The following is a 14,723-nucleotide window of genomic DNA, read 5'->3' as shown; positions in this document are numbered from 1 at the left end:
GAGGCTAGCCATCGTCATGATGCCCGTCAACACTATGAAATGCGAGGTGAGGCCCGGCGATCGTGGTACAAATGGCACGCCTTGTGTGCCGAACATGAAGTTCGCATCCTTTGTTGGCGACCGAGAAAAGATGCAGATTCTCGATCCGAGGCACGTTGGAGGCTTCTTTTTCTAACCTTCTTGATGTCTATGCGCTCGCGCATTTGCATGGTTTTTGGGAACTTCTGCCTTCTGGATGGACATACGTTGGCCTAGTAGACCTTGAGGGCCACTAGGTGTTTCTCGTAAAATGTTTGGTTTGTCCCATAGGATTTGGATTTGAACGTCACGTTTTTGCGCTGGCAGCGAAAGTCTGCTTCGTTGAAGCTGCAATGCGGCAAAGCCAGCGCCGATCCTTGTCCGGTAATGGGATGTACCGGCTGCTTCACCCAGCAGGTTAGGCTTTGCCTATTTCTGCAAATCGGAGAAGTAGCATGGCGAAGAACGACTTTGATGAGCTGATGTCGATAGGCATCGATATCGGCAAGGACACCTTTCACATTGTAGGTTTCGATCTGTCGGGACAGCGCGTCCTCCGCCAACAGATCAAGCGGCTGGCGCTGGTCGCGACATTCGCGAAGTTGCCTCGATGTATCGTAGGCATGGAAGCGTGCCTGAGCGCTCACTTTGTCAGCCGGACGCTGCGCGAGATGGGCTTTGAGCCCCGGATCATCCCCGCAATCTATGTGAAGCCTTTCAACAAAGGTCAGAAGAACGACTACAACGACGCAGAGGCAATTGCCGAAGCCGCGCTTCGGCCCAACCTCCAAACCGTGTCCGAGAAGAGCCAGGATCAGCTCGACCTTCAAGCCCTGCACCGGGTCAGATCGCGTCTGGTGTCACGTCGGACTGCCACGATCAATCAGATCCGGGCCTTTCTTATCGAACAGGGTATCACAGTGCGCAAAGGCCTGCGTGCGCTGAAGAATTCATTCGAAGCGATCCTGGAGGAGCGCAAGGACGAGATATCGCCGCGCATGCGGTCGATCCTGATCGGTCTTTACGGTGACTGGATGTGGATGGACGATCGCATCGACAAGGTGTCGCAGGAGGTCGAAGAGATCAGTCGCACTGAAGAGAACTGCGTCAACGTCATGACAGTTCCAGGCATTGGCCCAATGATTTCCACAGCAATGGTTGCGGCGATTGGGGAAGGTGAGGCCTTTGATCGAGGACGTGACTTTGCGGCTTGGGTGGGATTGGTTCCAAGGCAATACAGCACCGGCGGTCGCACGGTGTTAGGGCGCATTTCCAAACGCGGCAGTCGATATCTGAGGATGCTGTTCGTTCAGGCGGCGAAGATCATCATGATGCGACCGCATCGTTGGCCCGACTTCAGCTTTGGCGATTGGCTGGCGCGCGCTTGCGACCGCATGCATCGAAACAAGGCCGCCGTCGCGCTTGCCAATAAACTGGCGCGCATGGCCTGGAGCATACTGAGACACAAAACTGCGTTTGATGCGCAAAGAGACGAGGTTGCTATCGGCGTCTGAGCCGAAGCGACCCAAAGGAGTTCGCGACAGATCGAAAGCATGGAACGGAAATACTACGCCCACAGAATCTGACGGCCCAAATAGTCGACAATGACTTGTCCGGTAATGAGATCACGGTGCGAGCGTAACCCCAACAAGGCCACGACCCGCGTGTCGATCAACAGGCCGGATACATATGAGCGAATTCCGAGAACATGCCAGAAATCATTTGCGAACAGCAGCCGGTACATACAAATGGGCCGACGTTACTCAACGGGACATTTTTTTTCGCGGGTATCCAAAGTCGATCCGCGTCGACCAAGGATCGGAGTTCGTCTCTCGTGATCTGGATCTGTGGGCCTACCAGAAAAATGTTGTCCTGGACTTCTCCAGACCTGGCAAGCCAACAGATAATGCCCATATCGAAGCCTTCAACAGCCGGCTGCGCCAGGAATGTCTCAATGCATCCTGGTTCCTGTCCATGGATGATGCCCGCACACGGATCAACGATTGGAAAGCTGACTACAACGAAACCAGGCCGCATTCTTCGCTCGGAAACTTGACGCCGTGCGCATTTGCGGCCCAACTGAAGGAAGCCCGAAAGGTCGCATGAAGCCCGGACCAGATATGGGGTGAGCTCCAAAATTGGAAAATTCCAGCTTCGGTTGGTCCAGTTTCCGGGCAGCAGGTCACGCGTCGACGGTGTGACCTGCGGTAAGGTTAGGTCGGTGGATAAGGGCAGGACAAGAGGGTGTGAAGGATTAGGATTGGGGTGCCGGTCCCAACACCTGTACGATCGTGGTTAGTCTCAAACTTGGCTCCGAGGGGATCAAGAATTGAGGGCACAGTGACTACATCACCGTTCGTATCGACGATGCAGCGCAACTTTTTGTCAGATGCCTTCTTGGCAACATACGCGGCAAGCTCGTTAGCTTCATCATCAAGGTCGCGTGGGGTCAGACCGCACATCACTCCGAACGAATGCCCAATCGAATATTTGCCCTCGACGAACCGGCTCACCCCATCGAAGCAATATCGCCAACGGTTATCGGCAGTGCCATCGAGTTTCTTGAACTCAATGACCAAATGAGGCGTCCCAGGCACTCCGAGCATGACGCGAATGTCGGCACGGGCGATCCGACTCGTCGTCCCATCGGGATTGCGCCGTAGCTCCCAAGTCTCGGCCTGGAAATCGCAGTCCATGCGATGTGCGCGCCGTCGCTCAGCATTCTCGAGTGCCTCGCACAGGTTATCCGTCAGATCTGTCTCGCCGTGACAGAATCCGACGGCTGGGGCGACGGTTTTTTGTAAATGAGACCAAGTGCCAGCGACGTACTCGAGTACATCTGGGACTCGTGGCCCTGGAAAGATGTCAATCCAGTCTTCGTTAGGAATCGATGTCATGAATAAGATCTTTTCCAAGCAGCAGCGTGGACGGTCTTCACGACGCGGTCGGCGTCGCTAAGGGCAGCCCGTGGCATCCAAAAACGGCGGCGTAGAGGTTTCACAATGTAGAAAGAATCCCCTGCGACTACCATAACGCTGGGGATCTTGAAGAGATCGTCGTAGCCTACTCGCCCGGCCTGCGCCGCGAGGCTGGCATGAAGGTCCCCCAAAAGCTCTTTGAATGCATGTGCCGATGAATCAACTTGAGCATGATCAAGCTTTGCGCGCGTGGCTTGAATGCGCACGGCACCGAAGAAGCCCGAAGGACCGTCGACAAACGCGCTAATATTTAGAGATCCGGCACCCCCGTCACGCTCACGCCAGTCGCCGAGCTCCCTGGCAAGTGTCTTCACATATGCGTCAATCTCGTCATTTTCGGAGCGGTGAAGGAGAGGGGTCGAAATGCGGCTATAGTCCCCCGGCTGGATTGAAGTTGCGATGACGTCAACCGCATTCTCCACGAGCACACGTTCCGAAGTGGTTAGCTGGAAGTAATCAAAGACAAGTTTGTCGAGCTTCTGCTTGGCCGCCTCATAGGCGTGGCTCCGATGGAACTCTTGAGTTTGGGCGATGCGATCAGTGATGTCGGCGACCTTAGAAATGATGGTGTTCGCTGTTTTAGGGTTGGGATGGTTCTTTGGGTCGCAGAACGGGAAAGCTTCAACATCTTCGAGGGCGATGCGAGGCCGCTCGCCGATGACGGAATAGCCCGTCATGATGAGGAGATAAGAAGCTAGAGGCGAGCGAAGATAGGCGCACAGTAACTTAATTAGATTGGCATCCACCGTCGGCCCGCCGATGGCCCCAATCGATGAAGTAAAGGCAAAGGGGACGTCTGTGTAGACTGCCCGCACTGCATAGGTCCCAGAGAGCCCGTCGGGAAAGAGCACCCTAGGCCCATGATAGAGGCGCGTGTTCGCGCCACCGGGGCTAGCTACCACAACGTAGTTGTCCTTGACCCGCTCGAGCTGCGCATCGGCGCCAATGATGGGGTGGTCATCTGGAAGGCGCTTCGTTGTGAGGAGGTCAAGGTCCTCCAGAGCGCCCAGTGATCGATCTTTATTGCGCTGGTTAGGCGCGTGGAAGCCCTTCGCCGATACCCAAGGTGTCTCGCGGCCTGTCATCACGTCGCCAATAGTCCCGAGTCGCCGGAGGCGGCGCAACAGGGCAAGATCGCGCTGCTCACCCCAGTAGCTCGAGATTAAGGCGTACGGCTTTTCATATATCTCGCGGGCCGTGAGTATCTTTTGGTCCGCGGCGTGCAAAGCCAAGCGACCAAGGGCGAGACTCACGTCGGTCTTCGGCGTCCAGTATTCCACCGCCTCGTCGCCGAGGGCGATCACGCACTCGTCCTTTGAGCGTGAGCGCACCCGGACGACTGCGCAAGGATGCTTGGCGGCTGGAAACAGCAGGCGGCGGACGTCGCCGAAATTGATGATACGCTCGATGCAGACGTCTTCAAGCCAACGTTGGCGGAACGAGCTCGATTGCTTCGTAGCGCCGATCACCAGGTTAAGGGGTAGGATCAGGGCGATAACGCCCCCTGGCTTGACGCATCGCGTGGCTCGGTATGCGAAACCCGACGCAATCTGGCGACGGCCTATCGGGTAGGGCGGTGTTTGCTCATTGGCCCAGTACTCCCAGGTTGGGTCCTCACCTTCGCCGGTCTCCCGCCAGGGCGGGTTGCACAGAAAAATATCGAACCGTTCCTTCCCGGCAAATGGATTCGTCGGCGAGAAGAAATCGCCTAGCCTCTCGCCCTTCTGGATATTTAGGCCGCGACCGACGAGCTGGGGAAGTTTCAGTGTTTCTGCGCTCTGGAGAAGCGAGATGTCGAGCGGCTCAAGTCCCTCAAGGAGCGATAGGTAGAGGCTGAAGGCCGTGATCCAGCACGCGGTCTCGTCGATGTCGTTGCCGAAGATGGTTCGCTGCATCAGCTCAACGCGCTTCGAAAACCGCATCCGTCGACCGGTCCGAACCTCAGCATGGCGGAGCATTTTTCGAAACGCCGTCGTCAGTAGTATGCCAGAGCCGCAAGCGCCGTCGTAGACGGTGCAGGACGAGGGATCTGCAAAAGCTTCGAAGGCCTGGTCGGCGACTAGGTTGGCGAGATGTCTGGGCGTGTAGTAGGCACCTCTTTTACGCTGGCGTTCCTTCAGCAGGGTCTCGTAAATCCCTGAGATGAGCTCGACTGGGATATGGCTGAAGTCGTAGCGCCAGAATGAGCCTTGGCCAGTTTCAGAGTCGACAGCATCAAGGAAATCGAGGATTGGGTCAAAGCTCTCTTTCCGCAAGGTCGACCATAGCGGCGCGCCACCATCAGCGGATCGGAGGAAGTCGCCATTGAAGTCAGCGCCGAGTTGGCTGAGTAGGCGGTCAATACCCTCCCCATCCCGTTGGTTGAAATAGCTCTCAAGCGTGTTTAGATCGTGAGCCGCGCGATAGGTGTCCCCAACAATGCCGCGCTGTTCAAGATAGCACAGAAAGATGACCTGGGCCATCAGGGCCTCGGCTTGGGTATCAACCAGACCGCCGTCGACCAGTTTCTTAACGACCTGACGAAGGTTGAGCAGGAGGCGCTGATCGACCCGCTCATCTGGTGCAAACCAGGTCGACAGCCGGTCCTTAACGAAGCCCGAATGGAACTCGTAGGCTGACCACCGACCGGATAGGCCAACCTTTGGCGCGGAAAGAACTTCAGGTTCCGCGTCTCGATTGGTGACTGCGTAGGCGCTAAGCGTCGAGTTATCGAGTACGAGGACAACAGATACGAGGTTTTGATTCCAAACCCGCTGCCGGATCTGTTCAATCCTCTCTTCTCGAGCGGCCCCAAGGGTCGTCGCATCGACAAAGCAGACCGTAGGCTGTTCTTCGACGCAGAATACGGCCGATGCACCGATCCCACGATCCGGCGCGAGCATCTCCTCGATCTCCGCAGCATAGGCGCGCGTGCCGATGGAAGCTCCAGCGACGAAGAGTTCGTCGGGAAAGTCAGTATAGGCGAGCTCGTCGAGCCAAGTCTCTAGCGCGGTCATTGTGCTATTTCTTCGATGTGAGCAAGGTTGGTCATCGCAGGGCCATGACTGGGAAAAGTGTTAGCTGTTGCAAAGGCTTTACCATCCCGAAACCATCCGAAAGAACATTGAGATGTGGGTCGAGTTCCAACATTAGCCGATCGCCGGTCAATGCAGCTCTTTCTCCAGCGAGAACCAACTCGAAACCACCTTGCGCCCGGATCAGAAGAACCGCACCCCTAAGTGCTGGAAAAGAGGCTTTCGACAGGCATGCGTTAAGTGCAATAAACAGGTCTCGATGTGCCTGAAGTTCGACATGAAATGTCTCGCGCAACACCACCGCGATCCGCAGAAGGAGAACCGTCTGCCAAGTAAATTTCGCCCTGGTTCCGGACCCACTTGGAGCGACATCAGGTTGGATAAGGCCTCGACGTATGGTCCATTCGCGGAGCTGATCTGCGGACAGCCCCGTAAGCTTAAGTACTTCTGCAGTCTGGACCAGCTTCATTATCGTGCGGCCCCCTTAGCCGATAGGGAAACGGGTATCATACCCGTTTAAAGAGGTAAATACGCCTAAACCGCATGTGTGGGACGTTGCGTTCGCTTGTGTGACAAGTTTCGAAATACATGTCCTCTAGCGTTCTTTTGGGATGTGAATCTGCCCATTGTTCGACGCGTGGTCTCTATTAAAGCTGAATCGAAGTGTCTGATCGCATCGCCAAGTTCGGGAAAACTCCTGAACCAAGCCTGGACTTGGTCCTAACGGACCAAGGCGCCTTGGCAACCGACAGCTATGTGGGGAGCGCGTTTGCCAAGGCGCCGGTCACGCCCAGACTGGCCGACTTTTGCTCCGCCCCGTGGCTGGATTTTGCGCCGCCGTTGACAGGTGACAAGCCAAGGTTTGCTGTGCCGGACAAATTGGGCTTTCGTTGCAGCTGCGCCAATGGTTGCATAACAGCCTAACTGCCGAAAACTATAATCTGTGGGAAGATTCGACAACTCTCTCTCTGGTTAGTTATCTAAGTGCCATCATATCAGGAGGCCCGCATAGCTACCGACAAATTTTGGCTATACCGATCGCTGCTTCATCTAAGACCGAACGAAGCGCTGCGAAAAAAACGATCAAGAGCGGCGGTTCGTGTGCGATCATCAAATGTCATTTTGTAAGCCCGTTCAAACACGCCCACACCAAATCTCAAGCGCTCCAAGAGTCGTCGATTGAAAGCCGCGTAGAGAAGTAGAGACTTCATTGCGTACTCATCGCCAAGTATGGAAGCGAAGTCCTGATATGTCCTAAAGTAAATCCCATAATTCTCCAGAAAAAACACATTTCGCTCAAGTGTTACGTCACACTCGTCCGGATGACTGCGGACATACTCTGAAATGATATCTATATCAGCAATGTAAAACAAAACCTCTTTGGCACAAAAAGCCCTCAATCCGGTTTGATGGTCACTGAACTCACGCACTGGAGGAACTTCAAGAGTACTATTGCAGACATCCTGAAATGACTCTTGATCGGGCGTGGTCCCAACAAATGATTGAAAGTATCCTTCTTGATACCCACCACCTTCCGAAATAGGAGCGTTTTTCAACAAGTACTTCAACGCAGTTCCAAATCGTATGAATGGCGTTGATTCGGCAAATGTCTCGAGACCTGGGAATTCGGCCGTTGTATTTGAGACATACCCAACAATTGATTTGTCGCAAACCAGACCGTTTGGAAAAGGGGCCAGTTCGCCTGTTGCTCGTAAGCTGGCGAATGCAACGCCGGTTAGGTAGACTGGCATGGACACATTATATTTCTTCAAACGGTCTACAGTTATACTAGCTGGGCCGCACAATAAATCGACGTCGCCATCAACATTCAACGGTTGAAAGTCGCCATCAACATTCAACGGTTGAAATCTGTCGGATGCCGAGACCTCAACTGCACGAATTGAGGAGCCTCTAAATGGCGGCGACTGAACTACTTGGTCAAGAACCTCACGACAAATCTCGACGACATATCCGCCATAGTCGTCCAGATTTTCTGAGGGACTTAGAGTTCGCCTGTGTGAAAACGGCGAGGCATCGAATCTGACACCCACCCGGATTTCGGGATAGTTAAGTGGTTCGGCAAAGTTCGGCGCTGGGTGCCAAAGTACCCATAGCGTCAAAAATATCGAAATTCTTGCATTCATTCAGCTTACACATCCTACGTTTCAGAATTTTGCTTCAAAATCATTCTGGAAAGAACAACCAGAAATGCGGAGTGGCAGAAAAATGATACTGAAGCATCGATAGAGAATTCCCCTACTATTCCGCTGGAAACGACCGATTGACCTTCCGTCAACCCGCCCTCTGCCAACATCACGAATATTAGTAGGAACCCGATTGCTGTAGCGTAGTGTTTGAAGAAAATCCTCTTTTCTTTCGATAGCTCCACAAGGTCTGTGAATTTGAATACGCTCCAAATAATTGGAAGGCCGATAATTATAGAAGGTAAATTGTCCCAAAGACTCTTCAGCTCCAAGGTCGTTTGCATGGCGTGAATTCCGCTACTCCATCCCCCGACTTGAAAGCTCGGCAGCGCCTCGATAAGCGCTGAAACTACGAGGTAAAAGGGGAGTACGACAATAAATGTCGTGAGAAGTGATAGAGTTGTGTACTGGAAATAGTGAGTACCTTTTCCGGAGTATGATTTCCAAAGCTTATTTTCCAGTCGATTTGAACGCAGGCTTAGCGCGGTTAGAGCAGCCACCCCGAAAATCGTTGCGTTATAAAATACATCAATAAATGTACTGGTGAGTCCGAATTCGAGTGCAGATCTAAATTCTGAGCCTTGCCAATTGTAAAGTACCGAGGCAATGTGAAAGTCTGCTGAAGAAGAGCTGAATATCCTCTCATAATAGTTTGACCCTGTTCGAATTAGAAAAGTCATACCCGCAGCAAGCAGCGTTCCCCAGATAAGGGTTCCGATCACTGCATTAAGGGACTTTGGCTCGTTTACGGATTCAATTTCCTTTAGCAGTTCCGAGACCATAGGCGCGGGTTGGCTGGGGCGCGCGCCGTAGTCGTTGATCGCAAGTAGTCCAAATGCAGCACTGATGTTTTCTGCGGCTTTCGTAGAAATTGCCGATATTTTCTCCCAGTCTCGGTCTGTAGCGGTTTCGGACGCTATCAATGAGTCGAGTTTTGCGTTCAGTACCTCTGCCGCAGGAATGACAGAGTTAATAATTACGGCCAGGCGATTTCGGGACCGTGTCGTGAAGAGCACAAGTGTGCCGTCCACCCATGGAAGTAGTGAAAAAAGCCTGGCAAGCGCCTGCTCCATCGCCGCGGCATTAACTTCATCAAGTCCTTTTTCAAGCGCCTTCGTCTTGGCATTTCGCGCAATGTTGTTAGCCATCTTTATCGAGGCACTAGCGTTATCCGGTGGCGCTAGAAACTTATAGTTCCTAATCTTCTCAATGGCAGAATAAATATTGCGCGGAATCCCTGAGGCGCTGTGGGCCAAGCTTCGAACTAATCCTTCGATTTCGGAAAAAGGCGGCGTGCTGGAGAATGTAATAATCAGCGTGGCGACAACCAGTGGGATTGCAGAGTCGACGCCGATTGATTCAGTTAGAGGTCCTGCAATTTCTTCATTTGCTCCTTCACGTGTCTGTACCACACTATCCAAGAAACCAACAACGTCCGGATCAGCGACACGTGCGGCTTGTAGGGCAAGTGACAATAGAACCGACGACGAACTCAAAATCACATAAGCTATTTCAAAAATAATTATATAGAAAGTCAGGCCTTTTCCAAATGCATTACTTCCAGCTAGAACACTAACAGGCGCGGAAATCAAAACATCCGGACCGGAGCTATCGATTATTTCTGTCGGTGTTTCAAATTGCCGACGTGCGAAGATGCCAACCGATATCGCGCCAAGAAGAAACAGGATGACGTTTGCCACCCAGGTGGGAGATTCAAAGAACAATGATATACACCTAGATTACCTTAACGGCAAAGCTTGACGCGCTGATCACACGGAGTTCCAGCGATGACAATATTTTCGACGGAATCGAACTCGGATCCAATCAGAGTTCTGAATACTTTGGCATCTACAGTGAATTTGCTCTCTTGACTCGGAGCAACTTCATCTGACAGCGCCCCCGCAAACGCGTTGACTAGACCGGCAAGTGCAATGTATTTCATGCGACCAATCCTCGTTAAAGACACAACTCAGCATAGCACAAAACTCAAAGAGTTTGAACCCTCAATTGAATATTGTGGTTGTGAATCCCGCTCTGCCTGAAATTCCCTCGATTCCGACAACTATTTTCAGAGAACGATTGAAGCGTCTAGCGTTCGCGAGGGCGTTGTTGCAGAACTCTAACCGCTAAGGATTCACATGACGAATCCATGCGGCTAGACGGGGCAAATGAGCAAGCCCGCACCTGCCCGCTACCGTACAAAGAATTGGTCCAGCTACAACGATGCGCTCAGGAAGCGCGGTTTGCTTCTGATTTGGCTGGATAAAGAGGTGACCTGGCTCGCGCCGCATGAAGGACGGACAGGGCGCCCACCGGTCTCCTCAAACGCGGCGATTCAGTTCTGCCTGTCGATCAAGGTTCTGTTCAAGCTGCCCCTCCGGCAGACCGCCGGAATGGTCGCCAGCCATTTGCAACTGGCGGGGCTGGACTGGCCCGTTCCTGATTTCTCTACGCTGTGCCGTCGACAGAAAGCGCTGGCCGTCCAGATCCCGTATCGCCGCGCCGATGGGCCGCTGAACCTGCTGGTGGACAGCGCCGGGATCAAATTCCTTGGCGATGGCGAGTAGCAGGCCCGCAAGCAGGGCGTTCAGGGACGGCGCCAATCGCGCAAGGTGCATCTTGCGATGGATGCTACCACATCTGACATCCGTGCTGTCGAATTCACCCCCCAGCCGTGACGGCGACAGCCCGGTCCTGCCGGAACTGCTCGATCAGATTCCGAAAGATGAAGAGATCAGCAGCGTATCCGCAGACGGAGCCTATGACACGCGCCGTTGTCACTCCGCCACCATCGAGCGTGGCGCCGCCCCGATTATCCCTATCCGCAAGAATGGCCGGCCGTGGAAAGAAAACTGCCCGGCGGCACAGGTCAGAAACGAAACCTTGCGCGCCACCCGGCACTACGGCCGGGCCTTCTGGAGACGCTGGACGGGATACCACGCCCGGAGCCGGGTCGAGGCAAAGATGCGCTGCTTGAAGGCCTTCGGCGAGCGCATCGCTGCAAGAGACCCTGACCACCAAACCGCCGAAATCCACATCCGCATCGCACTCATCAACCGCTTCAATGCACTCGGCGCCGCCAAGATCGTACGCGTCGCCTAAATTCAGAGGGGAAAGGGGGGGAGTCAGGCCTCAAGAGGGAGTTCTGCAACAACGCCTGGTTCCGATGATGCCGTGGTCTGGAGTGTCGCTGACACATGTTAAGCACGCCGATGAGATGGGCACATCGTAAATGCATCGAACCAGCATCATGTTGGCAGCCAGCGCGCTGACCACGGACCGAAGCATGTACCCGAAGGGCCTAAACCAAAAGCCGCCGCAGAAAGCAGGACGGGCAAGAATAGAACCGGTGAAACCACTTTGGCGGATTAATTTGCCTGCCTAAAACAGCTTGACTGGGGCGGCCCAGTTACCGAAGTCCAGACCCTAAGCAATTGAATTGGCGTCGATTTTATAATCGGGAATCTCGGAATCTCTTCCGGCATACGTTTTGAAACCCGGTTTGGGTGATCAACTCGGCAACCACGGAGACACATTGACAATATTGTGATAGAATTCGTTTAACCTGAGTCGAACGCCCGGCAGGGACGACGGCGAGTTTGCTCCCAGGGAAGGTGCGTTCTATTTGTTGTGGGCCAATTTTTCAGATGAGTTATCAATACAGAAGCTGGAAGAAAATAGGCTGCATCTTTTTGGGTAGTGCTTCTGGTGATTCAGTTTTCTTTCGCTAGGCGCCAATAGGAGGAGGCGAAGGTTGGCGGAGCGTGAAACGCCTCTTTCGAGACTTGACGTTTAACCGCGTTTTGACAAAGGGAAGGGAGAGGCGGGGTCGCCATTCTGTATCTATGACTGTGGTTCTGAATATGTAGAGCATTGGAGGGTGGTAATGAGTTTTGAGTTTAACAAGCATTTCATTCCATTCGGGGGTGGCAATTCGGTTAGCAGGGGCTGGACCAAGAGAACTGATTACGAACCCAAAGGAGTGACATGGCACTGGACGGCTGGGCACACTATAGAGTCGTGCCGTGAGTTGCTTGGCGGTCCAAATGCGAAGCGAAAAGGCGTAGCGTCTGCTCACTACTGTGTTGGCCGCTCGTACAGTGATGGTATCGATCAGTACGTTTCTCTGGATGACCGCTCGTGGCATGCCGGAAAGAACCAGATTTTACGTTGGGATGGTGAGAGGTCCAATTCACATACCAAGGGCTCAAGGGCGACAATTGGGATCGAAACTGTAGCGATCGGGTACGAGAGACCCGGAATTCCAGCGGAAGTCGATTGGATAGAAACTGTTAATCCGAGCGGTGAATGGAAAATGCGAATTCAACCGTGGACGGACGAGCAGTTCGAAATGATGATCGCACTTGGAAGAATTATCGTCGAAAGATGGCCTCACATAGGAGCAAGGGACCACCACGGGCACCATGATATCTGCCCCAGCTACAAAAGCGATGTATGCGGCCTTGATTTTTCAAGACTACTCAATGGTATATATCCGGATGCCAACGTTCCGGATGTTTGGACAAAATTCAACTCGGTCAAGGAGCGCCAGCAGGCATTGATCGACTTAGGGTATGATTTGGGGTCATGGGGCGCGGATGGGTTTTGGGGGGATTACTCTGCAAGAGCCTTGTTAGAGTTTCAAGAAACTGGAGGGCAGGTTACAACTGGATATTGGACCTCGTTTACGAACTGGGCGGTCTACGACGCATTTCAAGATGCCGGTAAGCCTTGGTAGTTTTGGAGGAAAACGACTATAGGTCATCCTATGCACTTGGCCAACACGATGCCAAGCAACCCGGTCCGAAGAATGTATGCTCTTCGGTAATTCCGGCGACACCTATGAATAGTCGCAGTCTTGTGACGGATTGGAAAAATATGAAGCGGTTTGTAAGACGTTATTTCTGTTTGCTGTCAGCCGCCCTTTTTTTGGGTGCCTGCGCAGCCATTTTGGCACCCGCCTATGACGCAGAACTGGTTGAAGGATTGAGTGACGCGAACGAGGCCACTCTTACCTTGTTCAGCGGAGTGAGTGCCGGTGCAACGCGTGGCAACTTCAAGAACCACCAGGAAAGTTACGATGCAATTATCGGCCAGTTTGATGCGCTCCGCGTCCGGGCAAATGCCAGGGAAATGCCCGCGGTGCCAGTAAAAATTGTTTCCAAGTTGGGGCTTGGCGCGCCGGAATGCGGTGAGGTTGCCGATTGCATCAATCCTACGCCTGCAATCCTCGAAACACTTCTATCGGGTTTGCGCCGAATGAGGGATCAACACCGCAGCAACGGCGTGCCTGACGATCAAGTTTCTCTATACAAGAATGGGTATGAGATTTCGATAACCCAAGCCTTGACGGTCGAAAGGGCCTTTCAACGGTAGCAGAAGGAAGCAATGGAATGAGTTTGGATGTCGAAGCCCTCCTGTCTGGCGTCGTACAGGCAGTAAAGGACATTGTGGCAGATGATTGGTCGCGAATTTCCAACTTTACCGAAAACCAGGGCAGAATGTTGGCCAATCAGGCTGTTATGATTACCACAGCCCGGACTGTAGGCTCGCTGAGAAACGATGACGACGGGTTCGAGTTCTTTTTAAGGCAACTGGAGAAAATGACGAGGAACTTTACCCAATCTATTGCCGCTCTCACCATTGTTACGATTGAAAAGGCTTGGAACGCCGTTGTGGGAGTTGTCTGGGGGGCTGTAAATGGAGCACTCAGTGCCGCCGGACTTTCTGAAGTGCCGATTCCAACAGTTCCCCAAATGGGATAGCAGGTTCAGAAGTGCGAGAATTCGAGCTGTACAGGAGTGATCTCCTGAAATGGAACTTAGCCATGAAAGTGATTCAGCGCTGGACAACTGGGAGGGGGAATTCATGGCGAACAGTTTAGTAACTTTGGTGGCAGCGATTCATCTCGCTGCCATGATAGCGGAAATATTCTTTTGGCCGCTGGTCGCAAAGCGAGTTGCTGGATTTGATGGTGCGTTGATCGTTAAGACTCGGGCGCTGGGATTCAACCAAGGTCTATACAACGGATTCCTTTCCGCTGGCTTGTTCCTGACGTTCGGCGTGCAGGACATTGCAATTCGAACAGATGCTCAGACGTTCTTTCTAGCATGCGTTGTAGCCGCCGGCGTGGTCGGCTACATTTCGTTCAAGAAGCTTAGCTTACTCCTTGGGCAAGCTGGAATCGCAGTGATTGCTATTTGGGCAGTGCTTGGGACACAGTAGTTTAGATCTACTAGCTTTACTGGCGGGCCGTCGAAGGTAATCTCAGTTAGGTCAGGTGACGGGCCTGCGCAATATTGTTGATGGGTGTACAGGCAATGTTCAAAACGCTTTTGACAAACCGCTGAACTAATCAGTCCGGCGGCATGCTGTTTTAACCAGTGGCATGAGTTTGCGCGTTTTGCGTGATCGCGGGCGCCCATTTCGCAAGAAGCCGGGAACTGATTTCACGCCATCGCGAGCGGTGATATTGAGGGATCATGGGCAGAACTGATCGACGAACTAAG

11 protein-coding genes and 2 pseudogenes are annotated in these 14,723 nt (G+C 53.1%); 7 read left to right on the top strand and 6 right to left on the bottom strand.

Going from position 1 to position 14,723, the window contains the following annotated elements:
* The first annotated feature begins 473 nt into the window (after positions 1-473).
* Together AC4HIX_RS10695 and AC4HIX_RS10690 are read left to right on the top strand one after the other, a co-directional pair.
* Positions 474-1,532, top strand: a complete 1,059-nt coding sequence (locus AC4HIX_RS10695; protein ID WP_490398971.1) for an IS110 family RNA-guided transposase — start codon at positions 474-476, stop codon at positions 1,530-1,532.
* A 226-nt stretch (positions 1,533-1,758) separates the two neighbouring features.
* Positions 1,759-2,124, top strand: a pseudogene (locus AC4HIX_RS10690) (integrase core domain-containing protein); the annotation flags it as partial.
* 107 nt (positions 2,125-2,231) lie between these two features.
* Here AC4HIX_RS10690 and AC4HIX_RS10685 read toward each other — a convergent pair.
* The 6 genes from AC4HIX_RS10685 to AC4HIX_RS10660 all read right to left on the bottom strand — a co-directional run bounded on the left by AC4HIX_RS10685 (position 2,232) and on the right by AC4HIX_RS10660 (position 10,156).
* The gene (locus AC4HIX_RS10685; RefSeq protein ID WP_490398970.1) at positions 2,232-2,915 is read right to left on the bottom strand and encodes a hypothetical protein; all 684 of its coding nucleotides are present in this window, start codon (positions 2,913-2,915) and stop codon (positions 2,232-2,234) included.
* On the bottom strand, positions 2,912-5,992 hold the full coding sequence (locus AC4HIX_RS10680) for an HsdM family class I SAM-dependent methyltransferase (protein ID WP_490398969.1): 3,081 nt from the start codon (positions 5,990-5,992) through the stop codon (positions 2,912-2,914). Before AC4HIX_RS10680 ends, AC4HIX_RS10685 begins: the two co-directional genes overlap by 4 nt.
* A gap of 31 nt (positions 5,993-6,023) precedes the next feature.
* The gene (locus tag AC4HIX_RS10675; protein WP_490398968.1) at positions 6,024-6,479 is read right to left on the bottom strand and encodes a MerR family transcriptional regulator; all 456 of its coding nucleotides are present in this window, start codon (positions 6,477-6,479) and stop codon (positions 6,024-6,026) included.
* A gap of 577 nt (positions 6,480-7,056) precedes the next feature.
* Positions 7,057-8,154: a type 2 periplasmic-binding domain-containing protein gene (locus AC4HIX_RS10670; RefSeq protein ID WP_490398967.1), complete on the bottom strand. Its 1,098-nt coding sequence runs from the start codon at positions 8,152-8,154 to the stop codon at positions 7,057-7,059.
* Between the two features lie 14 nt (positions 8,155-8,168).
* Positions 8,169-9,938: a hypothetical protein gene (locus tag AC4HIX_RS10665; protein WP_490398966.1), complete on the bottom strand. Its 1,770-nt coding sequence runs from the start codon at positions 9,936-9,938 to the stop codon at positions 8,169-8,171.
* 20 nt (positions 9,939-9,958) lie between these two features.
* On the bottom strand, positions 9,959-10,156 hold the full coding sequence (locus AC4HIX_RS10660; protein ID WP_490398965.1) for a hypothetical protein: 198 nt from the start codon (positions 10,154-10,156) through the stop codon (positions 9,959-9,961).
* A 226-nt stretch (positions 10,157-10,382) separates the two neighbouring features.
* On the opposite strand from AC4HIX_RS10660, the pseudogene AC4HIX_RS10655 reads away from it, so the two are divergent.
* The 5 genes and pseudogenes from AC4HIX_RS10655 to AC4HIX_RS10635 all read left to right on the top strand — a co-directional run bounded on the left by AC4HIX_RS10655 (position 10,383) and on the right by AC4HIX_RS10635 (position 14,439).
* Positions 10,383-11,316 (top strand): annotated as a pseudogene (locus AC4HIX_RS10655) (IS5 family transposase).
* A 784-nt stretch (positions 11,317-12,100) separates the two neighbouring features.
* On the top strand, positions 12,101-12,952 hold the full coding sequence (locus AC4HIX_RS10650) for a peptidoglycan recognition protein family protein (protein WP_490398964.1): 852 nt from the start codon (positions 12,101-12,103) through the stop codon (positions 12,950-12,952).
* A gap of 140 nt (positions 12,953-13,092) precedes the next feature.
* Positions 13,093-13,590 carry a hypothetical protein gene (locus tag AC4HIX_RS10645; protein ID WP_490398963.1) on the top strand — a complete coding sequence of 166 codons (498 nt, stop codon included), beginning with the start codon at positions 13,093-13,095 and terminating at the stop codon, positions 13,588-13,590.
* 17 nt (positions 13,591-13,607) lie between these two features.
* Entirely contained in the window at positions 13,608-13,979 is a 372-nt protein-coding gene (locus AC4HIX_RS10640; protein ID WP_490398962.1) for a hypothetical protein, read from the top strand.
* Positions 13,980-14,028: 49 nt separating this feature from the next.
* Positions 14,029-14,439, top strand: coding sequence for a DUF1304 domain-containing protein (locus AC4HIX_RS10635; protein WP_490398961.1), 411 nt, complete (start codon positions 14,029-14,031; stop codon positions 14,437-14,439).
* The last annotated feature ends 284 nt before the right edge of the window (positions 14,440-14,723 follow it).

Source organism: Leisingera sp. (assembly GCF_982940295.1).
This window is presented reverse-complemented; position numbering and strand designations above follow the sequence as displayed.